Genomic DNA, 22972 nt, shown 5'->3' with positions numbered 1-22972 from the left:
AGCGGGGCAGTTGTCGGCTACCGTTCAACATACCTATATGCCCGACGAGTTTGCAACCGGACAGGATAACAGATGCACGCCGACGGCACCGTTTCGATCATCGTCAATGGCGAACATCGCCGGGTCAACGCGGGTCTGTCGCTGGCCGATCTGGCCAGCGAGCTGGGGCTGGTACCGGAAAAGGTTGCCGTGGAGCGCAATCTGGAGGTCGTGCCGCGGTCGACGCTGGCGCAGGTGATGGTCGAGGATGGCGACGAGCTCGAGATCGTTCACTTCGTCGGCGGTGGCGATCACGTCGCGACGGCGGATGACAGCTGGACCGTCGCAGGCCGGACCTTTCGGTCGCGGCTGATCGTCGGGACCGGCAAGTACAAGGATTTCGCGCAGAACGCGGCGGCGGTCGAGGCATCGGGCGCGGAAATCGTCACGGTCGCGGTGCGCCGCGTCAACGTCAGCGACCCCAAGGCGCCGATGCTGACCGACTTCATTGACCCGAAGAAGATCACCTATCTGCCCAACACCGCCGGCTGCTTCGACGCCGAAAGCGCGATCCGCACGCTGCGGCTGGCGCGGGAAGCTGGCGGATGGGATCTGGTCAAGCTGGAGGTGCTGGGCGAGGCGAAGACGCTGTATCCCGACATGCACGAAACGCTGCGCGCGACCGAGGTGCTGGCCAAGGAAGGCTTTCTGCCGATGGTCTATTGCGTCGATGATCCGATCGCGGCGAAGCGGCTGGAGGATGTCGGCGCGGTCGCGATCATGCCGCTGGGCGCACCGATCGGTTCGGGCCTCGGCATTCAGAACCGCGTGACGATCCGCCTGATCGTCGAGGGCGCAAAGGTGCCGGTGCTGGTCGATGCCGGGGTCGGTACGGCGAGCGACGCGGCGGTGGCGATGGAGCTGGGGTGCGACGGCGTGCTGATGAACACCGCGATCGCCGAGGCTAAGGACCCGATCCTGATGGCACGCGCTATGCGCCTTGCGGTCGAGAGCGGACGAATGGCCTATCGCAGCGGGCGGATGGGGCAGCGGCGCTATGCCGATCCGTCGAGCCCGCTGGCGGGGCTGATCTAGGGGGCAGCCGTGGGGGCGGGCGCGGCCTTGGCAATCCCGCGTCGCGCCGCCGCGCCGTCAAGATAGGCGCACAGGATGCGGCGGTCGGAATCGCGGGCCATGGCGCGGATATCCGCCAACGCCTGTCCTTCCTGGCCGTCAATGGCTGCGGTCATCTCCGCCACGCGTCCACGGCATACGGACTCCAAGGGCGTATCGTGGCACGCGATCAATGCCGACATCAGGACCGTCGATTGCGTTTTCGCGAGCGACTCCGCGCGGATATCGCGCACGCCGCGTGCGTCGCTCTGCCCCGCGCGCAGGTTGAGCGAGGTGATGTCCCAATCGATCGATTTGGAAAATGGCACGCCGTCTTCCCGCAGCAGCGTGGCAGGGTCATAGCCGCATTCGCGCACCGAAGCGGTGTCCGGACCGGTCGACGGGGGCGCGATGGCGCCATCGGGTGCATCTCGGTAGGCGTCGAGCAGCGCATAGGCGACCGCCTGTCGGGCGCGTTCGGGATGGGCAGCGGTCGCCACGCGATAGCTTTGCATTGCGACCGGCCCACCGATCCAGCCGGCCAGAACCAGCGCCACCACGCTCAACAGCCATAGAAAGAACCGCATCACATCTTCCCCACCAGCCACACGGTGAAACCCCCGCAGCTTGCGTCCTCGCTGACATGATTGACCACGGTCAGCCCGCTTTCGGCAAGCACCGTGCGATATTCGATTTGGGACAGGCTGGCGTGGTACAGTTCCTCCCCCTCGAAGTCGCCGATCGCGACGCCATGGGCGGGGCCGGTGTTGAACAGCGCGACCCCGCCCTTGCGTAGCCAAACGCCCATCCGGCGGATCAGCTTTTCCTGCCGCTCCACCTCCAGATGGAACAGGCTGCACCAGGCGAGGATGCCGTCATAGACACCGCTGTCCCCGCCAAAGCGCATCATGTCGGCCTCGATCCAGCTATGAGTTCCGAACCGGGTGCGGGCGAGGTTTATCAGCGTTGTCGAGCTGTCGACCCCGGTCAGCTGGTGGCCATGATCGATCAGAAAACGCGCGATCGGCTCCCCCCCGCCGCAGCCAAGGTCCAGCAGCTTTGCCCGGGCCGGGAGCATCCGCTCGAACCGTTCGAGCCAGGTCCGTTCCGGAAAGCTGTCGCGCCGCGCCGCGTCAAAGGCGGCGGCATGGCGCTGATACAGGTCGATAATCCGGTGGGGCATCGTCCGAACCTCCGGAAACAGGGGCGGATATGTCGGAACTCATACCGGGAACGGTGGTTGATATGGAAACCCCCGAACCAATGGAGACCATCATGGGCGAACTCGTCGACAAGATCAAAGGCAACGTCAACGAAGCGATTGGCAAGGCCAAGCAGCAGAGCAGCAACCCTGACACGCGCGCCGAGGGCGCTGCACAGGAAGGCAAGGGCAAGGCCCAGCAGCTCGGCGGCAAGATCAAGGGCGCGCTGGGCGACGACATCTGACGCGCACCGCCTGATTTGAAATCGGAGAGGGCCGTTTTCTGCGGGAAACGGCCCTTTTTCGTGGGTGAATCGAATCGACTCGTCGCGCGATTCGAGTCATTAAGGCGTTCCGCACCGGGACAGTCCGGTATTGTCAGCCAGCCGGGGGGCTTGACGACGATGAACGCCGCGATGGAACAGTCAATTCTGCCCTTTGCCAGAGGTGACTGGCGGGTTGAGCCGCGCGGAAGCGTGGGGGCCGCACTGGCGGACGCGCGCCGTCGCCGGGCATTGTCGATCGAAGACATCGCAGCCGAGACCCGTGTGCCGATCCGCTACCTTGCGGCGATCGAAGCGGAACGGTTCGACGTTTTTCCGGGCGTGATCTACCTCAAGGGGTTCGTCAAAGCCTTTGCGCGCGCCGTTGGCCTGTGCGAGCGCTGGGCGTTGGAAGCGGTCGAGGCGGCGTTGCTGGACCGCCGCCGCCTGATGATCGCCTGACCCTCACCCGCGGATCGCTGCGATCGTGGTCGCGGGGGTAATGAACTCGACATCGGTCTTCAGATGCAGCAGGCGGACGCCGCGCTCCGCCAGCGCGCGGTCGAGTGCGGGAGCGAAGTCTTCGGTGCGTTCGACCGTCTCCGCCCAGCAGCCATAGGCGCGCGCCAGCGCCGCGAAATCGGGATTGTGCAGCGTGGTGCCCGACAGGCGCGCGGGAAACTCGCGCTCCTGATGCATGCGGATCGTGCCATAGGCGCCATTGTCGATCACCAGCACCAGCATGTCCGCACCATGCTGCACGGCGGTCGCCAGCTCCTGTCCGTTCATCAGGAAATCGCCGTCGCCCGCGAGCGCGACCGCCAGCTTGTCCTTGCGGCGTAATGCTGCGGCGACGGCGGCGGGAGTGCCGTAACCCATCGCGCCGGCGGTCGGGGCCAGCTGCGACGGCTGCGCGCCATAGCGCCAGTAGCGGTGCCACCAGCCGGAAAAATTGCCCGCGCCGTTGCAGATGATCGCGTGGTCGGCGGCGATCCGCTCACGCATCGCCGCGACGCACTGGCCCAGGTCCAGTGTCACGCCGTCGCGCGGCTTTGGCGTGGACCAGTCCTGCCACTCGGCATGTGCCTCGGCGCAGGCGGGGCGGGGTGTTGCGGGAGCATCGGCGGCGGCGAGCATGGCGGCGAATTCGAATACCGGCGCGGCGATGCCGAGATCAGCGCGATAGACGCGGTTGAGTTCGCCCGCATCGGGATGGACGTGGATCAGCGTCTGACCGGGATGGTCGGGCGTGACCAGCGTATAGCCATCTGTTGTCGCCTCACCCAGTCGCGCACCCACGACCAGCAGCAGGTCGGCAGCCTTGATCCGCGCAACCAGCTTCGGATTGGGGCCATAGCCGAGGTTGCCGGCCCATGCCGGTGAACTGTTCGGAATCGCGTCCTGCCGCCGGAACGCGCCGGCAACGGGAATGCCCCAGCTACGTGCGAAGCTGTCGAATGCCGCGCCGGTCGCGATATCCCAACCCGCGCCGCCGACAACCGCCACCGGACGCTCGGCAGTGCGGAGCAGGTCGAGGACGTCGGTGAAATCCTCCGGGTCCAGACCTGCGCTGTGGCGGGTCAGGCGCGGGCGGTCGAGCGTCTCGACCACATCGAGCAGCATGTCTTCGGGCAGCGCGACAACGACCGGGCCGGGGCGGCCGCTAATCGCGACATTCCATGCACGCGCGACATATTCGGGAATGCGCGCCGCATCCTCGATCCGCGTCGCCCATTTGGCGAGTGGGCCGAAAAAGGCGGGGAAATCGACTTCCTGAAAGCCCTCGCGATCGCGCATTGACCGGTCGACATCGCCGATGAACAGGATCATCGGGATCGAATCCTGCATCGCGACATGCACGCCGATACTGGCATTGGTCGCGCCGGGACCGCGCGTGACGAAGCATATCCCCGGCTTGCCGGTCATCGCCCCATCGGCGCACGCCATGAACGCCGCGCCGCCCTCCTGCCGACAGGTAACCAGATCGACCTGCGGCACATCGTGCAGCGCGTCGAGCACCGCGAGGAAGCTCTCGCCCGGCACATGGAAGATGCGGTCGCAGCCCTGCGCCACGAGGTTGTCGACCAAGATGCGGCCGCCATTGCGTAGCTCGGTCATGAATAGAGTCCCTTCAGCATCGCCCATGTCGCACGCAGCCCCATTGCGTCACCCCCCTTGGGGCGCCCCGGCTTGGCGGCAGGTCGCCAGGCAAACAGGTCGAGATGCGCCCAGGCGATACCCTTGGGCACGAAGCGGCGCAGGAACAGCGCGGCGGTGATCGGCCCTGCAAACGGGCCGTCGGGGGCGTTGACCATGTCGGCGATGTCCGACTTCAGCATCTCGTCATAGCCGTCCCACAAGGGTAATCGCCACAGGGGATCTTTCACACTGTCCCCGGCATCGAGCATCGCGCCGGCCAGCGTGTCGTCATTGGCGAACAGGGCAGGGAGATCGGGGCCGAGCGCGACCCGCGCCGCGCCGGTCAGCGTTGCGAAGTCGAGGATCAGGCCCGGCTTGCCTTCGACCGCCCTGGTCAGCGCATCGCCGAGGATCAGACGCCCTTCTGCATCGGTATTGGTGTTTTCGACCGTCAGGCCCTTGCGCGTCTTGAGCACATCGCCGGGGCGGAAGGCATTGCCCGCCACCGAATTTTCGACCGCCGCGACGAGCAGATGCAGCCGCACCGGCAGCCGCTGCCCCATCACCAGCCCGGCCAGCGCGATCGCATGCGCCGCGCCGCCCATGTCCTTCTTCATCAGGCGCATGCCGACGCTCGGCTTGATGTCCAGCCCGCCGGTGTCGAAACACACGCCCTTGCCGACCAGTGCCAGCCGGGGATGGTCGGGATTGCCCCATTCGAGCTCGATCAGGCGCGGCTCACGTCCGCGCGCCGCCGCCATGCCGACGGTATGGATCATCGGATAGCCCTGCTCCAGCGCATCGCCACGGGTAACGGTGAGCGTCGCGCCGTGGCTCTTCGCGAGCGCCTCGACCTCGGCCTCCAGATCGGCCGGCCCCATGTCGGAGGCGGGGGTGTTGACCAGATCGCGAACTTTGAAGGTCGCTGCGGCAAGGCGCAGTGTCTCCTCGATCCGACCGGGCTCACCGGTCAGCAGGACGCGCGGGCCGTGCGCGCTTTCATCCTCGCGGTAGCGATCGAAGCGATATTGCGCGAGCACCCAGCCAAGCATCGCGGCACCGGGTTCTCCGGTCGCGAGGCGATAGGTGCCTTCGGGCAGCTGCTCCCCCAACGACGCGATGCGGAACGGCGAGGTTTCGGCCTCGTCGCACACCAGCAGCATCGCCCAATCCTCCGGCCCCTCGCCGGGCAGCACGGCGCGGTTGCCCGCCTTGCCGGTTAGCTTGTGCGCGGCGATCGCGGTGCGGATGCGCGGCGGCTGGGCCTTGAGCCAGTCCTGCCACTGATCGGGGTGGACGACATGAATGGTGCGCGCGGGCTGGCCGCGATCGGGCTGAAGCAGCAAGGAAAGGTCCGTCATTGCGGATGATCTAAGCTGCGCGCTCGGCAACGGCAACTAGCGTGCGAGCTTCGTCGTCGGAGCGGTGCAGCGCTCCATCGCGCGGTCGATCATCGCCACCAGCCGGTTGCGGCTCTCCGCCAGCCGGGTGGGGTCCAGCCCGCGCTCCTGCGTCTCGAAATTCACATAGGGCAGACCGCGCAGCAGCGCATAGTTGGACAGCGACCCGTCGCTGACACTCACCCGCTCGAACACGACGTTGAAATCGGCCAGCGCCAGCGCCTTGCCGCACCAGGCGGAATAGGGGGAGGCACCCGCGCGATATGCGACATAGGCGAGGCTGTCGTCGTCATCGAACGGCCAGGCGCGGCCCTGTGACGGCGATGGCTGCATGACGTCATCGCAGAAGCGGATCGACACCTCGCCGCGCCCCGGCGGGTCGGACTGGTTGCACCGGGAATTGCGCGTGTCGAACCCCGGCGAATTGGTGTGCAGCGCAATGATCGGCAGCGCGCCGCGGCGCACATCGGCTAGGATGGTATTGGCGTAAAGCGGCGTTCCGTCACGGAAGTTGCGATTGGGGTCGATCGGTCCGCCGCGATCGACCGCAGCGTTGCGACGCCGACCATCCTCGGCGATCCCGGAATCGACGACGATCATCACCCCGCCATAGGCGCGCACGCCGGCCAGCCCTGCTTCGAACCCCGCATTTTCATTGTCGTGCGGGACGAACCATAGCGGGCCGCGCGGGTTCTTAACATTCGCGATGCGGAACAGCCGCCAACTCCCTCTTTCTTCACGAAACTCGAGCCGGGTGACCGACAGCCCGCGCCACGTCGCGGGATCGCGGTGGCGGGCAAAATCGTCGTCCGGAATCGTCAGCGGATCGACCGGTGCGCCGCGAATACCATGGTCTGCCTGCACGCCGGATAGCATCAGGCCGGCAAGCGGCATGGTGGCGATGGTGAGGAAGCGCGGCGTCATGCATTGGACCCTAAGCGCCGAACATGGCAGTTCAAGCAAAAGCGGGCAGGGAGGACGGATTGGCGGCGATCGAAACGGCAGCGGAGCGACGCGACGCGCTCCCACCCGACATCAAGCTCGGTTGGCTGTCGCTTTGGATCGGAGACAGCGCAGGGCGAACCTGGCTGGATGTCGTGGCGGAAGTGCGGGAAAGCAGCTTCGACGTGCTTGCCTTCAAAGGCCCGAAGATCCAGCTGCCCGATTTTCGACCTTTCGTCGCTGAACTCGAAGCGTTTGCGGCGGGGTCGGTCGATGAGGTGACGCTTGCTTCGCAGGGCGGTTCACTCCGGATCGCATTGTCGCGGTCGGAACCGGGGTGGATGCGGTTGCGTACATGGGTGCGCTGGGGCCATATCGAGCATAACTTCACCTTCCGCCTATGGCAGGAAGCGCTGGACGAGGCCGTCGCCGGCGCGCGCACCACGCTGCAACGGCTGGAAAGCGAAAATCGGGGGTGGCGCCCGCGCTTGCTCGAATTGCTGGAGCGCAGCGGACCTGCGGCGCCGGTGCCGATCCCGGTGCCGCTACCCGAAACTTCCGACCGGATCGACGATTGGGAATCCGGGATCGAGACGGGCGACGTGGCGTTCCGGTATGAGATCGACGGCTATGGCTGGTATGGGGTCGACGTGCATGTCGGCGATCAGTCCGGCGCGTTCGGCGGCGGGTATCTGACCGATGCGATGGGCGACATGTTGCGCGGCGCGCTCGCGATTCTCTCGGGCGCGCGCCGTTTTGAGTTCATGTGCCACGCTGAGCCGGGGCTGACCCGCGTCACGTTCGAACAGGTGCAGCTACGGGTGATCGGCGGTTCGCGCACGTCCGCACGCGCCGTCTATGGCTGCCGCATCCTGGTGCAGGAGGTCGATCACTTCAACGGAGCGGACGGGACCGTCGATCTCGATGCAGTGTGCCACTCGGCGCGTGCCCTGGCCGAGGCGGTCTACCGCATGGCTGCCGTACATTTTGCCGGGGGGACGCACCCGACGCACCCGGCTGCGCTAGCGGCGCTCGAAGGGGCGTTGGCGGCAGTCCGCGAGATGGAAGCGGCGGAAGCTCAGGCGAAGGGCGCGCCATAGAGGTCGTGCTCGTCCGCGTCCTCGATCTCGACACGGACGATGTCGCCCTGTTTCAGATGCCCGGCGTCGCGCAGGAACACGGTGCCGTCGATCTCGGGCGCATCGGCCTGCGACCGCGCATTTGCCCCGTCGCCATCGACCTCGTCGATGATCACTTCCAGCGTCCGGCCGATCTTGGCCTGAAGCTTGGCGGCGCTGATCGTGGCAGTTTTCTCCATGATACGGGCGTAGCGCTCTTCCTTGACCGCTTCCGGCACCGCGCCGGGCAGGTCGTTGGCGGCAGCGCCCTCAACGGGCTCGAAGCGGAATGCGCCGACACGGTCGAGTTGGGCCTCGTCGAGCCAGTCGAGCAGATACTGGAAATCTGCCTCCGTCTCCCCGGGGAAGCCGACGACGAAGGTCGAGCGGATCGTGATTTCCGGGGCGATCTCACGCCATTTGTGGATGCGCTCCAGCACCTTGGCCTCGTTCGCCGGGCGGCGCATCGTACGCAGCACGCTGGGCGCGGCGTGCTGGAACGGGATGTCGAGATAGGGGAGGATCAGCCCCTCTGCCATCAGCGGGATGACCTGATCGACATGCGGGTAGGGGTAGACATAGTGCAGCCGCACCCACGGGGCGATCTTGCCCAGTTCGCGGGCAAGGTCGGTCATGTGCGGCACGACTTCCGCGCCCTTCCACATGCGCGGCTCCTTGCGGATGTCGACGCCATAGGCGCTGGTGTCCTGGCTGATCACCAGCAGTTCCTTGGTCCCCGCCTCGACCAGCTTCTCCGCCTCCCGCAGGATCGCGTCGGGGCGGCGGCTGACCAGGTCGCCACGCAGCGCCGGGATGATACAGAAGGAACAGCGGTGATTGCAGCCCTCGCTGATCTTCAGATAGCTGTAATGGCGCGGAGTGAGCTTGAGCCCACCTTCGGGGACGAGGTTGAGAAACGCGTTGGGCGGCATCGGCGCGGCGTCGTGCACGGCGCCGACCACTTCCTCATATTGGTGCGCACCAGTGACCGCCAACACATTGGGAAAGCGCGCGCGGATGACCTCCGCTTCCTTGCCCATGCAGCCGGTGACGATGACGCGACCATTCTCCGCAATCGCCTCACCGATCGCTTCGAGCGATTCCTCCTTGGCGCTGTCGAGGAACCCGCAGGTGTTGACCAGCACCACATCGGCGCCGGCATAGTCCGCCGACATGGCGTAGCCGTCGGAACGGAGTTTTGTCAGGATACGCTCGCTGTCGACCAGATTCTTGGGACAGCCGAGCGACACCATGCCCACCTTGGGGGCTTCGGGGAGTCGCGTTGCCATGATTGGCCGCGCACATAGGCAATTCTGTGAAAAAAGATAGGGGCGGGGCAATGCGCGACCCTCAGGCGGGCCGAACTTGTCAGTTGCGGACCACAAATCGCGCGATCAGACTGCCAGCGCGGTGTTAAGTGCTTGGCCTTTCACCTGAGGGGCGGTGGCTCAGGGCAGATGGACGCAGGGCGATGATCGAACACGGGCGATACTGGATCGGGGCGGGGCTGATCGCGGTCGGCATGGCGGTCGCCGCACCCGCAGCGGCGCAGGAAACAGTGCGCGTACCCGTGCCGCCGGAAGGGATCGCTGCGTTCGAGCGGGGCGAATATGGCAAGGCAGCGGACGCGATCGTTCCCGCATTCGAGACGTGCAAGGCGACGCGGCCACAGGGCAATGCCTGTGCCGATCTGGCGATGGCGGTAGCGGTACTGGTGGCGACCGCGGGTAATGCCAAGGTTGAACCGACCATTCTGGACGCCCAGACCTATATCGATACGCGGGTTGGTCGGGACAGTCCGGAGGCGCTGGGGATACTCGGTGCGCTGACGACCTATTACGACCGGCTGATGAACCTGCAGAAATATCTGCCGGCGGCCGAACGTCGCCTGGCCGTGGCGCGCAAGCTGAATGGCCCGACTGCGCGGGTCTCGGTAATCGCCGCGGTTTCGCTGTGCGTCGCCCAGTGGAATCTCGGACGTGGCGAGGACGCAATCGCGCTGCTGACCCCCTTGGCGGGCAAGCTTCCGGAAAACACGCCGGACGAGCTGGTGTTGTCGGGCCGTGTGCATCAATGCACGGGCACGGCCTATTATTCGCTCGACCGCTATCGTGAGGCCGAAGGGGCGTTCCGGAAGGCGGCGGCGCTGTACGAGCGTGCCGGGGGCGGAGGGAGTGACCTGACCCTCGACGCCCTGGCGAGCCTCGCCAGCACCTTGCGCCGTCTGGACCGCGAGAGCGAAGCACGGACTGTCGCCGCGCGGATCATCAGCCTGGCCAAGCCCGACGCTGCAGTGCTCAAGCGGATCGACTGGGCTCTGGCGGCGCCGACCGACCCGATCGAGGCAGCCCGGGCGGACCTTGCGAGCACCGAGAAGCAACATGGTGCCAATTCGCCCGTCGCCACGGCGGCGGCGGCGATGCTTGGCCTCGCACTGATCGATGCCGGGCGCTTTGGTGAGGCCGCGCCCTATATGGATCGGTTGACGGCGGCCGCCAATGATGAGGCTGTCCCCGCAGCGATACGGATCAAACTGCTGATCGGGCAGGTCGGGCTGACGATGAAACAGGATCAGGGGCGACTGGATCGGGTGGTGCCGGTGATCGAGCAATTGGTTGCGCTGGCCAAGCGCTCCGGCGCGGGAAGCAACAAGCTGCTGATCGATTTCCAGATGTATGCCGGGACCAGCCTGTTGCTGATCGGTGAGCCAGCGCGCGCTTACCCCTTGCTTTCCGATGCCGGGGCGCTGCTGCTGGAACGACTTGCAAGCTACCGCGACTTCGATGCGGCCGCCCAGCGCGAGACGCGCCAATATTCGCCGATCTTCAAGTTTCAGGTGGCGAGCGCATGGACTCTGGCGCAGCGACGATAAGGGGGACTGGTTTTCGGTTCGCGCGCACAGTAACGTGAGGGTCAAATACGGCTCGAACGGGCTGGTGGTGGGGTGCAGGCGCCGAATATCTTTCTGACGATCCTTCGTCAGCCAGCCGCGCGGCTCGTGATGATCACGGGCACGCTGTTCATCATCGTCGCCTGGGTCACGGTGATTTGGCAGATCACGGAAGACCGGGCCGCTGCAGCTGAGGCGGCAGTCCGCGAAAATCGGGGGCGGGTCGTTGCGTTCGGCCAATATGTGCGCAAGACGCTGGAGGCCGCGGAACTAGCCACGGTCTATCTTGAACAACGCTATGGCGCACCAGCCCGCGCAGAGGACGCCGCCACCCCGCGCCAGATTGTCCTGCCGCGTTACTTTGATCCGGCGATCGTCGGCGCCCAAATTGCCGACGCGGATGGCAATGCCCGCTTCAGCGCCGGGGAGGGCGAGCCCCTGGATTTGCGAAGGCTTCGCGTTTTTCGCGAGCTGCGCGACGCACCTCTCCGCGTGCGCGCCATCTCCGATCCCATCCGGCGACCCAAAACGGGGGAGACCGTGCTGCTGGTCGCCCGGTCGCTTCGCGATGAACGCGGCACGTTCCGTGGCATGGTGGCGGTGGAGATTCCGGCGTACCGCTTCGTCGATTTCAACGTCGGGCTCGATTATCGGGAGGCGGACCTGATCTCGATCATCTCGCTGAGTGGCATGACGCTGGCGCGGCGCGAGGGCAGCAGGGTGACCTGGGGGCAGGACGTACAGTTTACCCTGGTCATGCAGCGCCAGCTCGCGAACCCGATGGGGGACTATTGGGGGCCGAGCGTGCTCGACGACCAACGCAGGCTGTTCAGCCACCAACGGCTTGCCAACTACCCCATTTTCGTCACGTCTGGCGTAGGCGAGGCCGATGTGCTGGCTCCGGCTGCCCGCCGGGCGGGGTGGTTCCTGAGCTTCGCGACCGCCTTGACCTTGGTGGTCGGTGCGCTGCTCGTGCTCTACTTCCGTCACATCGGCAATCAGGAACAGGCGCAGCGCCGGATCGACATGATGCGCAACGAATTCGCCCATTCGGCGCGCGTCTCGTCGCTGAGCGAGATGGCAGCGGGGCTGGCGCACGAGCTCAACCAGCCACTGACCGCAGCGTCGAACTATCTGGCGGTGGGCGAACTGATGATCCGGGGCGACGGTACGCGAGAGGCGGTGGCATCGCAGCTCCACCAGGTACGTGGGCAGATCGCCCGCGCGGGCGACATCATCCGCCGCATTCGCGATTACCTCTCGAAGGGAAACGCGGAACTGCGCGTCGAACTGCTCGACCCCGTCATCTACGACGCGATTGAGCTGGCCCGTGGCGGGAATGTCGGGCCGCGCGCGCGCATCCTCTATTCCGGAGGATATGGGCAGACGCGCGTGCTGATCGACCGGGTCCAGATCCAGCAGGTGCTGGTCAATCTGATCCGAAATGCCGAAGAGGCGCTGGCCCCGCTGCCGGCCGAACGGCGGGAGATCCGGATATCGTGCGACGTTCTTCCCACTGATATGGTCGAAATCCGCGTGGAAGATGACGGCCCGGGCTTTCCCTACAGCGTGCTCGAGCAGTTCAACCTGCCGTTCATCTCGACCAAGGCCGAGCATGGGCTGGGCATCGGCCTGTCGATCTGCCGCCGCATTATCGAGGTGCATGGCGGAGAACTGAAAGCGTGGAACCGCAGCCAGGGCGCGACAATCAGCATCACCGTGAAACGTGAAAGCGCGCTGCCCACGCTGGATTGACGGACCTGTTAGCTGGCAGCGGCCTCCGTCGGAACGATCTCGACGATTACATCGTGTTCGCACAACGCCTGCGCTTCCGGCTCGAAGAATCCGTGCGGCGTCCCGTTGCGATAGATACGCACGCCAAGGCCCGTGGTAATTGCCGACAACGGCTTGCCAACCTCCGTCATCGTGACGCAGCGTTCCGACAAATGCACCCGCCCGTCGACCGAGGCGAGATCGAGCATATAGTCGGCGACATGCGTCCCTTCGACCGATCCGGCGAGCAGCAGGCCGGCAAAGCTGACCGGATTGATCACGGTATTTGCCCCGGCGGCGCGGGCGGGCAGCTCGTTATCGTCCGCCTTGATGATGATCGAGATCGGCACCGCGGGCGCGAGATGCCGCGCGGTCAGCGTGACAAGAATCGAGGTATCGTCGCGGCCGGTCGCGACGATCAGCGTCTTGGCGCGATCGATCCGGACGTCGTGCAACGTCTGATCGCGGGTCGCATCGCCGACCAGCACATTGCACCCCGCCTCTTCGGCGCGCGTCAGCGCGTGTTCGTCGCCGTCAACGACCACGATGCAGGCGGGGTCAGTGCCACGCGCGATCAGTTCGTTGACCGCGTCCGACCCGGTCTTGCCGAACCCTGCGACGACGATGTGATTGGTGAGCATCTTCTGGATTTGAGCCATGCGCCACCTGTCCCATGTGCGTTTGAGGATGAACTGATAGGTCGTGCCGATGAAGATCAGGATCACGAAGATCCGGATCGGTGTCACCACCAGCGCATCGAACATCCGCGCGCCGGGCGAGATCGGCACGATGTCGCCATAGCCGGTCGTGGTGATCGAGATCATCGTGAAATAGATGATGTCGAGGAAGCTGATGTGATCATCGAAATTGTCGCGCAGCCCTTCCCGGTCAAACCAGTGGAAGGCAACCGCAAAAGCGTAGAGGCCGAGCACGGCGGCGATCCGCCAGGCAATCGACACCCAGGGAGAGATGCTGGACTTGCGGCGCAGCGCGGCGTGGTGCGGGATGCGCGGGCGGCTCAACGGGCGGGCAATCTCGGCAGCGGATCGACGGGAGTGCGACCCTGACGCAGCTCGAAATGCAGCTGCGCGCGGTTCGTTCCGCTGTCGCCGGACAGGGCGATCATCTGCCCGCGCTTGACCGACTGGCCGCGCTGGACAAGCAACTGTCCGGCATGGCCATAAACGCTGGTCCAGCCGCTGCCGTGCTGCAGGATCACGAGGCCGCCGAGCGACGGGATTTCGCTCCCGACATAGGCGACGGTGCCGTCGGCGGCGGCGAGGACCGGCGTGTCGAGCGGGACGGCAATCTTGAGCCCGTCGCTGCGCTCACCGCTCGCGATCGGGCCGAAGCGGCGTACGATCGTGCCCTTAACCGGCCAGGCAAAGCCGCCACGCAGCGTGGTGGGGGCGGCCACCGCGGCGTCGGGGGGCAGAATGCGCGCCGATGAGGCGGTCGGCCGGGTCGGGCGCGCAGTTTCTGCAATCGCAGGCTGACCGCCCGTGACGATATCGTCGATGTTCAGCCTGAAGGCGGCGGCGCGTTCCTCGATCGTCATCGTCCGTGGATCGCCCGGGACCAACAGCCGCATGCCCGTGCGCAGGATATAGGGTTCGGCCAGATCGTTCTCGGTAACAATGCGGCTCCAGTTCACGCCATAGGCCCGGGCGATGGCGATACCCGTCTCTCCGGCACGAACGAGGTGATAGCGCCCGCCGGGAATCGACAGCCGCTGTCCGACGCGGATCGTGTAGGGCGGGGGGATATTGTTCGCGCGGGCAATCGCTTCCGACCCCGCGCCGGTCTTGTCGGCAATCCGGCGCAGCGTGTCGCCCGGCGCGACGACATATTCCGAAGCGGGGATCGTGCGTGCATCGGCGGTAACGCGGCGCGCTTCCCATGCCGATACTGGTGCAGGCAGCGCGGGCACGTCCTCGCGGCGTGGCGCGGTGGTAGGGTCGCTGGGGGCATAGCCCTGTGTCGTGCGGGGCCCTGGCCCGGTTGCAGGAGGAATACACGCACTCGCCAGCGGTGCCAGCACCAGCACGGCGATCAGCCCGGTCTTGTTCTCAATCCCCCGCATGCTCCGCCCGGTTCAGCCAAATGTCCGATCAAGCATAACGAGAGATTCACGATGCGTCAGGTCAAGATGCAGCGGCGTCACGGTAATCCAGCCCTGCTCGATCGCCTCAAGGTCGGTATCGGCGACCGGCGAGTGCGGCACGCGCCCGAGGCCAAACCAGTAATAGTCGAACCCGCGCGGGTCGGTGCGCTTGTCGAGCTTCAGCCGGCCATAGTCGCGCAGGCCCTGTCCGACGGCCTTGATCCCGGCGACCTCCCCGGCAGGAAGCGGTGGGAAATTGACGTTCATCAGCGTGCGCGGCGCCCAATCGGCGGCGATCAGCGGCCGCAGCACGCGTTCGCCCCATTGCTCCGCTGCCTCGAAGCTCACGCGCTCGCCGGGCGCGCTGAGCGCGTAACGCTGGCTGAGCGCGATCGAGGGGATGCCGGCCAGCGCGCCCTCCATCGCCGCCGAGACGGTCCCGGAATAGCTCACATCCTCGCCAAGGTTCGCTCCGCGATTGACGCCGGACAGGATCAGGTCGGGCGGGCTGTCCTTCATGATCTCTGCCAGCGCCATCATCACCGCGTCGGTCGGCGTGCCGGTGACGGCAAAGCGTTGCTCGCCGAATTTGCGTAGCCGTACGGGTTCGGTCAGGCTGAGCGATCGCCCCTTACCCGATTGTTCCTCAAGCGGCGCGACGATGGTGATGTCGTCGGACAGGGTTCGGGCGAGGCGTTCCAGCACCTCAAGGCCACGCGCATGGATGCCGTCATCGTTGGTAAGGAGGATCCTCACTCGCGCGGCTCAAGCCGGTTCACGCCGCGCAGATAGGGCTGGAGCGCCTCAGGCACCGCCACTGCGCCGTCCTCCTGCTGGTAATTCTCCAGCACGGCGACCAACGTACGTCCGACCGCGAGGCCCGATCCGTTCAGCGTGTGGACGAAGCCGGGCTTGCCATCCGTGCCGCGATAGCGCGCATTCATCCGCCGCGCCTGGAAGTCGCCACAGGTCGAACAGGACGAAATCTCGCGATAGCGCGCCTGGCCGGGCAGCCACACCTCAAGGTCATAGGTCCGAGTCGCGCTGAACCCCATATCCCCCGCACACAGCAGCATGCGGCGAAAGGACAGGCCGAGCCGCGTCAGGATATCCTCGGCGCAGGCGGTCATCCGCTCATGCTCCGCCTCCGACTGATCGGGGGTGGTGATCGACACCATCTCGACCTTTTCGAACTGGTGCTGACGGATAAATCCGCGCGTGTCGCGCCCCGCCGCACCCGCTTCGGAGCGGAAGCAGGGGGTGAGCGCAGTGAGGCGCAGGGGCAGTTCCTCACCGCTCAAAATCTGCTCGCGCACGCTGTTGGTCAGGCTGACTTCCGATGTCGGGATCAGCCAGCGGCCATCGGTGGTGCGGAACGAATCCTCGGCGAATTTGGGCAGCTGACCCGTGCCGAACATGATCTCGTCGCGCACCAGCACCGGCGGCACGCATTCGTCATAGCCATGATCGCCGGTCAGCGTGTCGAGCATGAACTGCCCCAGCGCGCGGTGCAGCTTTGCCGCAGGGCCGCGCAGCAGCGTGAAGCGCGATCCGCCGAGCATCGCGCCCGTGTCGAAATCGAGGCCCAGCGCGGGGCCGAAGTCGTGATGCTCGCGCGGGGTGAAGGCAAAGGCGGGCTGGGTGCCGATCGTGTGAACGAGCTGGTTATCGTCTTCGCTCGCGCCATCCGGGACATCGGTGGCGGGCAGGTTCGGGATCGCGGCAAGCGCAGTCCGCAACGCCTCATCCGCCGCGCCCTGGGCAAGGTTCAGATCTTCCAGCGTCTGCTTGAGGCCCGCGACCTCCGCCATCAACGCCTGCGCACGCGCCTCGTCCTTCGCGGCCTTTGCCTGCCCGACCTGCTTCGACAGGTCGTTGCGGCGGGTCTGCGCCTCCTGCTGCTGCGTGGTCAGCGCGCGGCGGGCTTCGTCGAGCGCGACCAGCATTTCGGCCTGCGGCTCGGCACCGCGGCGGGTAAGGGCGGCGTCGAACGCCTCGGGGTTTTCTCGGATGGCGCGGATGTCGTGCATGGGCGCAGGCTATGGCGAGCCGCGCGGGGCTAGGCAACCCGGTGCGCGCGGCGTGCGTTCATCCTTCACAACATAACGAGGAGAAACACCGATGCAGGTTCCCCACAACGCAATGGTCGTGGTCGCCGATGGCCGCAAGATGCTTTTCCTCAGGAACGAGGGCGATGCGGTGCATCTCAATCTACAGGTCGAGCGCAAGCGAGTGCAGGACAATCCGCCCGATCGCGAACAGGGGACCGACACGCCGGGCCGCAGCTTCTCAAGCGTTGGACCGGGCCGCAGCGCCTATGAGGAGACCGACTTCCACCAGCTTGAGGAAGATCGGTTCGCCGCGGAAACTGCGGAATTGCTGAAGAAGCGCGCGCTGAACAACGACTTCGAATCGCTGATCATCATCGCGCCGCCGCGGACGCTGGGCGAACTGCGCAAACATTATCACAAGGAAGTAAGCGAGCGGCTGACCGGCGAGATCGACAAGACGCTGACCGGTCATCCGATCCCGGACATCGAACAGGCGCTGATCAACGCAGAATAACCCGCATGGGTCGCCGCGGCGCTTATTCGGCTGCCGCGGCGTCCTTTGCCTTGCGGTTCTGGAACCGCTTGCGCACCACCAGCGCCGCTGCGGCCGCGCCGAACAGCAGCACCATCGGCGGCGCGGGAACCGGATCGGGGCCACCCGAACTGCTCGCCCCGCTCGACGTACCCGACGAGGTCGATGTGCTGCTCGACGTCGAGGTGCTCCAGCCGCTCGACGTGCTCCACCCGCTTGAGGTCGAGGAAGAGACATCGCCCGAGGACGAGGCCGAGGTCGACGACGCCGAGGAGTTGGACGATGAGGTAGAGACGTCGCCCGACGAGCTGGCCGAGGTCGACGACGACACGTCGCCCGACGACGACGCCGACGAGGACACGTCACCGCTCGATGCCGACGACACGTTACCCGACGAGCCGCCTGAGGCCGACGATACGTCGCCGCTGGACGACGAGGATACATTGCCGGAAGAGCCACCCGACGCAGACGAAGACGACACATCGCCCGACGAGCCGCCGGAGGCCGACGAGACATTGCCCGAAGACCCGCCCGATGCCGAACTGGTCGAAGATCCGCCGGTGGACGAGGTGCTGGTGCTCGACAGACCGCCCGTGGACGATGACGAACCGCCGGTCGACGACGTCGAACTGACGCTGCCGCTGGACGACGACACATCGCCCGAGGACCCGCCCGCGGAAGTTGAAGTCGAACCGCCCGAGGTGGAGGTCGACCCGCCGCTAGTGCTGCTGGTCGAGGAAATGACAATGCCGCCGCTGCCCGATGCGCCGCTGCCGCCGCTCGATCCGCCGAAGAACCCGCCGGCGAAGAAGCCGCCGACAAAGCCGCCGCTGCTGCCCCCGGTGACCGCCGCTGCGGCCCCACCGCCGCCACCGCCGCCACCACCGACGACCGGCATCTCGCCGCTCGATCCATAGGTTGGCGGGGGCAGGGGGATCGCACTACCCTGGGTCGTGACGGTCAGCACCTGGGGCTGGCATTGTGCGGTCGTGGTGACCGTGCGGCGGACGACGCGCTTGCGCAGCGGGCGCTTGACGACGCGGCGCTGGACCACGCCCTGCTTCACCGACTGGCGCTGCTGCTGATAGCCGCGCTCGGCGCGGGTTTCGGCGACATGCACTGCGCCGCCGCCGACTACGGCTCCGCCGCATGCGCAGGCGCACAGTTTTGCCAAGGCCATCCGAACCGACATTCTGCTTCTCTCTTGTCCTCGGCCGCCGCGCGGTGCGCATCGCACCCGTTTGGCGGGTCATTGCCGTAGAAGTGCAGAAGAAAGTATTAAGTTCAATGTCATTAACCATGGTTTCACGATAATCTGAGCCATTATTTACCGCTGCTTGGGATCATCTATGGTTAATGTGCCTTAAAGGGACGGAATGGCCGGCCGCAGTTAATTTATGCTTAACCGCTTTGGCTGGTTTAGCGTGATAAAACTGCATGTTGGTTCAGCGCGCTGTAATTTCCCGCATGCCAAGAACGGCTTGGCGCACAAATCTGTGGATTCGGTAGCTTGTGATACCCAATTTGCCCCGATATAGGGCGCGCCGGGGATAAGGGGATTGTGATCGGCTCAGCCATCCGATCCCGTTGTGGAGTGTGGGATGGCGACCGTTTTCGATCACCGCGACGATCCTGAGAAACCTGTCGCTGCGAACGATTTGCCCGATGGCTATCGTCCGACCGCCGACGAGCCGTTCATGAACGCGCGCCAGCAGCAATATTTTCGCGAGAAGCTCCTTGCCTGGAAGGACGCAATTCACCGCGAAGCCGCAGGAACGCTCAACCAGCTTCAGATCGATTCGCTGCGCGAAGCGGACTTGACCGACCGCGCCTCGAGCGAAACCGACTGGTCGATCGAACTGCGTACGCGCGACCGCCAGCGCAAGCTGATCTCCAAGATCGACGCCGCGCTGCGCCGGATCGAAGAGGGCGAATATGGCTATTGCGAGGTGACCGGCGAGCCGATCAGCCTCGCCCGGCTGGAAGCCCGTCCGATCGCGACGATGACGGTGGAGGCGCAGGAGCGTCACGAGCGTAACGAAAAGGTTTCGCGCGAAGAATAAGCGGCCGTTTTCGGGGCCGAGTTAACGGTTTCGATAGCCATTGCTGCTCTAAACTCCGCGCGTAACACGTGGACACGAGCGGCAGATGGACCAGTTCTCTTCCGACCCCTTCAGCGGGCGCTTCAGCGACGATCCCGCCAGCCAGCGCAATGCCGTGCGCGACAGCCTGTTTCTGGCTGCAACGCTGCGCATCGAAGGGACCGAGGTTTCGGTTCGCGTTCGCAACATTTCGGCCGGTGGGCTGATGGCGGAATATGGGGACCGGGTCGATTCGGGCATGCCGGTCGAAATCAACGTGCGCGGCGTGGGCTGGACTCGCGGCCACGTCGCGTGGAGCGCGGAGGGCCGGATCGGCATCGCGTTCGACCGTCCGATCGACCCGCTGCTGGCGCGCAAGCCGGTCGGCAGTGGGGCAAGCACGCCGCACTTCGCGAAACCGCATATCTTCCGGGGCTGAACCGCGCCGCTGCGCGCGATTCTTGCGCGGGCGGGGATCGGAGTTGCAGTGGGTTGATCGCGCCAGTGTTGCGGCGCGGAGGGGCCGCCCCGCAACAGCGGGGCAACCCGGTGAACCGCGTCAGCTAAACGCGATTTCTTCCTTGAGCTTGAGCTTGCGCCGCTTCAAGTCGGCGAGGATCATCTGGTCGGGCGCGGGCCGCTGCGACTCGGCGACGATCCGCCGGTCCAGTGATGCATGCTTGGCCGCAAGTGCCGAGAGATGCGCGTTTTGCATGGAAGCAATCCTCCTGCTCTGGTTGGGGGATCGCAAATAGAACATGATTCGCGGGCGATGTCGCCCCTTGCATAACTACCCATCGACAGGGCAACGGCGACATGCGACGGGTCGAGTGCGGGGATGGGCGGTTGATGGACGAAAGCGAGATTCTGCGGCGGCTCGAGCTGCTTCGCGTCGATCACCGCGATCTGGACGCTGCGATTGACGCGCTCGCCAAAACGGCCATGCCGGATCAGCTCCAGATCGCCCGGCTCAAGAAGCGCAAGCTGCTGTTGCGCGACGAGATCGCGATGCTCGAGGATCAGCTGATCCCCGACATCATCGCCTGACCCCGCCCCTAAGCCCGCCATCGCGCCGCTTTGGGACATGCGGGGTGTGCAGAACCCTATTTCGTTAATGAAATGTTTCTGTCAGCGTTCATCGCCATGACCGGGGAAGTGGAAACCTTGCGCGTCCATCGCGCGCTGATCGACTCGCTTTATACCGAGTCGATGCTGCTCGCTGACGAGGCGCGCGCCTATTTCGACGTGGTGGGGCGCGAACAGCGCGACATGCTAGGTGCAATGGATCGGGTGATCTTCTCCTGCGAATCGTTGAAGGTCACGACCCGTCTGATGCACAGCATCGCCTGGCTGCTGACCCAGCGCGCGGTAGCGGCGGGGGAGCTTGGCCCGGGGGAAGCCCGGCACCCATCGCGTCGCCTGGGTGAGGCGCCGGTGACCGATAGCGCCGCGCTCGACGCGATGCCGGTCGGTGCGCAGCATCTGATCGCCGCCAGCATCGATCTGCATCGCCGCATCGCCCGGCTCGACGCGGCGCAGGACGAGGATGTGGGTGCCCCCGTCAGCCCCGCGCGAACGATGCTCGATCGGCTCGCCCACGCCTTCTGATCTTCGGCCTGCGATTAACCCTGTAACCCGGCGCACGTTCGGTCTATGTTCCGTCGCCGACGGAACAGAAGGGAAGTGGCGTGTCGATCGAAATGACAGTGGCTTTGCTGGTGACGCTGGCGGTCGGGGCGCTGTTCGGCTGGTTTGCGGGAAGCCGTGCGAATGCCGCGCTGCGGGCCGATCGCGATCGGCGGGAGGCAGACTTCAAGGCCGCGATCACCGATCTTGCAGCCGCCGAGGAACGCGCGCGGGAAATCCCCGAGCTGCGCGACCAGCTCAACGCGATCCGTGACCAGCGCGACGCGGCGCGGATCGAGCTGGCGGAGCTGCGGGTCAAAGCGGAGGGGCTGGAGGAGCGGCTGACCGGCCAGTTCCGCGAGGTGGCGGGAACGATGCTGGCCGAGACCCAGGCCGCGTTCCTCAAGCGCGCCGAGGACCGGTTCAAGGAATCCGAAAGCGTCGCGGGCCAGAACCTCAAGGCGCTGCTCCAGCCGGTGACCGAGCGGCTGCAGCGCTATGAGGAAGGCGTCGCCAAGGTCGAGGCCGAACGGCGCGACGCGTTCGGGGAGCTTAAGGGCCAGATCGAACAGATGCGGATCGGGCAGGAGCGGGTGAGCACCGAGGCGGCGAAGCTGGTCAATTCGCTGCGCAACGCCCCCAAGTCGCGCGGCCGCTGGGGCGAGCAGCAGCTCCGCAACGTGCTCGAAACCTGCGGCCTGTCCGAACACACCGATTTCATGACCGAAGTGAGCGTCGCGCATGAGGATGGCGGGCGGCTGCGCCCCGACGCGATCGTGCGCGTGCCCGGCGGCAAGGCGCTGGTCATCGACGCCAAGGTGTCGCTCAACGCCTATCAGGACGCATTTGGCGCGGTGGACGAAAGCGAGCGCCATATCGGCCTCGGGCAACATGCCGCGGCGATGAAGGCGCACGTCAACGCGCTGGGCAACAAGGCTTATTGGACCCAGTTCGACGACGCGCCCGATTATGTCATCATGTTCGTCCCAGGCGAGCATTTCCTCTCGGCCGCGCTGGAGCATGACCCGACCTTGTGGGACTTCGCGTTCGAGAAGCGTGTGCTGCTCGCGACACCGACCAATCTGATCGCGATCGCGCGCACGGTGGCGGCGGTGTGGCGGCAGGAAATGCTGGCCAAGGAAGCGCGCCAGATCGGTGCGCTGGGCAAGGAGCTGTATGACCGGCTGGCCAAGGCGCTGGGCGACCTGCGTACGGTCGGCAGTGGGCTCAACACGGCGGTCAAGAATTTCAACGCCTTTGCCAGCTCGCTCGAAAGTCGCGCCTTGGTGTCGGCGCGCAAGCTCAAGGAGCTGAACATCGAAACCGGCGCGCGCGAGATCGAGAGCGTGCCCCCGGTCGAGCTGCTCGCGAGCCATGCGACTGTCGTCGAGCCCGACGGTGCGGACGAGGTGAAGGCGGCGGAGTGATCGGGTGGTAAAGCCATGAGCGACCGCATTCGTGGCGATGGCGGGATGGCTTGAACTAAAGGGCACGCGGGTGGGTGCTCGCACTCACCTCATCGCTGCCAAATGAAAATCTTCTCACCGCGACGCCAAGCAACAATTGTCCAAATGAGATAGATCGTCCAGCCGAGGGCTAGGATAGCGAAGAATGCTCCTTCTCCCGTTTTCGCCGGAATGATCGATCCCAGGTAGAGCGCTATTAGGCTCAGCATAAGTGCTGATCGCTCGGTCATGCGTTGCACCTCCTACGGCTATTGCGAGAGTAAGGCCCCGGTATGACGCCGCGGTCCAAGTCCG

At 65.7% G+C, this 22972-nt stretch carries 26 protein-coding genes; 14 read left to right on the top strand and 12 right to left on the bottom strand.

The annotated features are described in order from the left end of the window. The first annotated feature begins 72 nt into the window (after positions 1-72). Positions 73-1074 (top strand): sulfur carrier protein ThiS, encoded by a 1002-nt coding sequence (gene thiS / locus ACRYLO_RS06195; RefSeq protein ID WP_482659357.1) that lies wholly within the window; start codon positions 73-75, stop codon positions 1072-1074. On the opposite strand, the gene ACRYLO_RS06190 is transcribed toward thiS, so the two are convergent. Then, entirely contained in the window at positions 1071-1679 is a 609-nt protein-coding gene (locus ACRYLO_RS06190) for a hypothetical protein (protein WP_482659356.1), read from the bottom strand. The two genes, thiS and ACRYLO_RS06190, sit on opposite strands and share 4 nt — an antisense overlap. Beyond that, on the bottom strand, positions 1679-2275 hold the full coding sequence (locus ACRYLO_RS06185) for a class I SAM-dependent DNA methyltransferase (protein WP_482659355.1): 597 nt from the start codon (positions 2273-2275) through the stop codon (positions 1679-1681). The genes ACRYLO_RS06190 and ACRYLO_RS06185 overlap by 1 nt, the downstream gene beginning before the upstream one ends. Before the next feature lie 92 nt (positions 2276-2367). On the opposite strand from ACRYLO_RS06185, the gene ACRYLO_RS06180 reads away from it, so the two are divergent. Continuing rightward, complete coding sequence (locus ACRYLO_RS06180; protein ID WP_482659354.1) at positions 2368-2538, top strand: CsbD family protein; 171 nt, start codon at positions 2368-2370, stop codon at positions 2536-2538. A 171-nt stretch (positions 2539-2709) separates the two neighbouring features. Further along, entirely contained in the window at positions 2710-3018 is a 309-nt protein-coding gene (locus ACRYLO_RS06175) for a helix-turn-helix domain-containing protein (protein ID WP_482659353.1), read from the top strand. 3 nt (positions 3019-3021) lie between these two features. On the opposite strand, the gene ACRYLO_RS06170 is transcribed toward ACRYLO_RS06175, so the two are convergent. The 3 genes from ACRYLO_RS06170 to ACRYLO_RS06160 are packed head-to-tail and all read right to left on the bottom strand — an operon-like array spanning position 3022 to position 7019. Then, entirely contained in the window at positions 3022-4674 is a 1653-nt protein-coding gene (locus ACRYLO_RS06170) for a thiamine pyrophosphate-binding protein (protein WP_482659352.1), read from the bottom strand. Then, positions 4671-6056 (bottom strand): leucyl aminopeptidase family protein, encoded by a 1386-nt coding sequence (locus tag ACRYLO_RS06165; RefSeq protein ID WP_482659351.1) that lies wholly within the window; start codon positions 6054-6056, stop codon positions 4671-4673. Before ACRYLO_RS06165 ends, ACRYLO_RS06170 begins: the two co-directional genes overlap by 4 nt. Positions 6057-6092: 36 nt before the next feature. After that, the gene (locus ACRYLO_RS06160; RefSeq protein WP_482659350.1) at positions 6093-7019 is read right to left on the bottom strand and encodes a hypothetical protein; all 927 of its coding nucleotides are present in this window, start codon (positions 7017-7019) and stop codon (positions 6093-6095) included. A 59-nt stretch (positions 7020-7078) separates the two neighbouring features. On the opposite strand from ACRYLO_RS06160, the gene ACRYLO_RS06155 reads away from it, so the two are divergent. Then, on the top strand, positions 7079-8137 hold the full coding sequence (locus ACRYLO_RS06155; protein ID WP_482659349.1) for a hypothetical protein: 1059 nt from the start codon (positions 7079-7081) through the stop codon (positions 8135-8137). On the opposite strand, the gene rimO is transcribed toward ACRYLO_RS06155, so the two are convergent. After that, a complete protein-coding gene (gene rimO, locus ACRYLO_RS06150) occupies positions 8116-9444 on the bottom strand; it encodes a 30S ribosomal protein S12 methylthiotransferase RimO (protein WP_482659348.1) in 1329 nt (442 codons plus the stop codon). The genes ACRYLO_RS06155 and rimO overlap by 22 nt on opposite strands. A 182-nt stretch (positions 9445-9626) precedes the next feature. On the opposite strand from rimO, the gene ACRYLO_RS06145 reads away from it, so the two are divergent. Both ACRYLO_RS06145 and ACRYLO_RS06140 read left to right on the top strand, forming a co-directional pair. Continuing rightward, complete coding sequence (locus ACRYLO_RS06145) at positions 9627-11027, top strand: tetratricopeptide repeat protein (RefSeq protein WP_482659347.1); 1401 nt, start codon at positions 9627-9629, stop codon at positions 11025-11027. Between the two features lie 261 nt (positions 11028-11288). After that, the gene (locus tag ACRYLO_RS06140) at positions 11289-12800 is read left to right on the top strand and encodes an ATP-binding protein (RefSeq protein ID WP_482659346.1); all 1512 of its coding nucleotides are present in this window, start codon (positions 11289-11291) and stop codon (positions 12798-12800) included. Between the two features lie 8 nt (positions 12801-12808). Here ACRYLO_RS06140 and ACRYLO_RS06135 read toward each other — a convergent pair whose 3' ends face one another. Genes ACRYLO_RS06135 through serS form a run of 4 tightly spaced genes read right to left on the bottom strand, consistent with a single transcriptional unit; the run spans position 12809 to position 16952 of the window. Continuing rightward, positions 12809-13840 carry a potassium channel family protein gene (locus ACRYLO_RS06135; RefSeq protein WP_482659345.1) on the bottom strand — a complete coding sequence of 344 codons (1032 nt, stop codon included), beginning with the start codon at positions 13838-13840 and terminating at the stop codon, positions 12809-12811. After that, the gene (locus ACRYLO_RS06130) at positions 13837-14901 is read right to left on the bottom strand and encodes a peptidoglycan DD-metalloendopeptidase family protein (RefSeq protein ID WP_482659344.1); all 1065 of its coding nucleotides are present in this window, start codon (positions 14899-14901) and stop codon (positions 13837-13839) included. Before ACRYLO_RS06130 ends, ACRYLO_RS06135 begins: the two co-directional genes overlap by 4 nt. A 12-nt stretch (positions 14902-14913) precedes the next feature. Next, positions 14914-15678: a 5'/3'-nucleotidase SurE gene (gene surE / locus ACRYLO_RS06125; protein WP_482659343.1), complete on the bottom strand. Its 765-nt coding sequence runs from the start codon at positions 15676-15678 to the stop codon at positions 14914-14916. After that, positions 15675-16952: a serine--tRNA ligase gene (gene serS / locus ACRYLO_RS06120; RefSeq protein WP_482659342.1), complete on the bottom strand. Its 1278-nt coding sequence runs from the start codon at positions 16950-16952 to the stop codon at positions 15675-15677. The genes surE and serS overlap by 4 nt, the downstream gene beginning before the upstream one ends. A 91-nt stretch (positions 16953-17043) precedes the next feature. Here serS and ACRYLO_RS06115 point away from each other — a divergent pair, with 91 nt between their 5' ends. From ACRYLO_RS06115 to ACRYLO_RS06095, 5 genes are all read left to right on the top strand, one after another. Then, positions 17044-17487 carry a host attachment family protein gene (locus ACRYLO_RS06115; protein WP_482659341.1) on the top strand — a complete coding sequence of 148 codons (444 nt, stop codon included), beginning with the start codon at positions 17044-17046 and terminating at the stop codon, positions 17485-17487. Between the two features lie 68 nt (positions 17488-17555). Next, entirely contained in the window at positions 17556-18422 is an 867-nt protein-coding gene (locus ACRYLO_RS06110; protein WP_482659340.1) for a hypothetical protein, read from the top strand. A 36-nt stretch (positions 18423-18458) separates the two neighbouring features. After that, positions 18459-18590, top strand: a complete 132-nt coding sequence (locus ACRYLO_RS06105) for a hypothetical protein (RefSeq protein WP_294016625.1) — start codon at positions 18459-18461, stop codon at positions 18588-18590. A gap of 516 nt (positions 18591-19106) precedes the next feature. Then, on the top strand, positions 19107-19568 hold the full coding sequence (dksA, locus tag ACRYLO_RS06100) for an RNA polymerase-binding protein DksA (protein ID WP_294016626.1): 462 nt from the start codon (positions 19107-19109) through the stop codon (positions 19566-19568). A gap of 85 nt (positions 19569-19653) precedes the next feature. Then, positions 19654-20025, top strand: coding sequence for a PilZ domain-containing protein (locus tag ACRYLO_RS06095; RefSeq protein WP_482659339.1), 372 nt, complete (start codon positions 19654-19656; stop codon positions 20023-20025). 120 nt (positions 20026-20145) lie between these two features. Here the strand turns inward: ACRYLO_RS06095 and ACRYLO_RS06090 are convergent, their stop codons facing one another. Then, entirely contained in the window at positions 20146-20301 is a 156-nt protein-coding gene (locus ACRYLO_RS06090; RefSeq protein ID WP_294016630.1) for a YdcH family protein, read from the bottom strand. A 134-nt stretch (positions 20302-20435) separates the two neighbouring features. Between ACRYLO_RS06090 and ACRYLO_RS06085 the strand changes: the two genes are divergently transcribed. The 3 genes from ACRYLO_RS06085 to ACRYLO_RS06075 all read left to right on the top strand — a co-directional run bounded on the left by ACRYLO_RS06085 (position 20436) and on the right by ACRYLO_RS06075 (position 22639). Further along, positions 20436-20633: a YdcH family protein gene (locus ACRYLO_RS06085; protein WP_294016956.1), complete on the top strand. Its 198-nt coding sequence runs from the start codon at positions 20436-20438 to the stop codon at positions 20631-20633. A gap of 72 nt (positions 20634-20705) precedes the next feature. After that, positions 20706-21194: a DUF1465 family protein gene (locus ACRYLO_RS06080; RefSeq protein WP_482659338.1), complete on the top strand. Its 489-nt coding sequence runs from the start codon at positions 20706-20708 to the stop codon at positions 21192-21194. 92 nt (positions 21195-21286) lie between these two features. Continuing rightward, on the top strand, positions 21287-22639 hold the full coding sequence (locus ACRYLO_RS06075; protein ID WP_482661688.1) for a DNA recombination protein RmuC: 1353 nt from the start codon (positions 21287-21289) through the stop codon (positions 22637-22639). Positions 22640-22728: 89 nt separating this feature from the next. On the opposite strand, the gene ACRYLO_RS06070 is transcribed toward ACRYLO_RS06075, so the two are convergent. Continuing rightward, positions 22729-22908, bottom strand: a complete 180-nt coding sequence (locus tag ACRYLO_RS06070; protein WP_482659337.1) for a hypothetical protein — start codon at positions 22906-22908, stop codon at positions 22729-22731. Between the last annotated feature and the right edge of the window lie 64 nt (positions 22909-22972).

The organism is Sphingomonas sp. SDUR79 (genome assembly GCF_056821745.1).
Note: the sequence above shows the minus strand (reverse complement) of the source record. Positions and strands in the feature narration are given on the sequence as shown.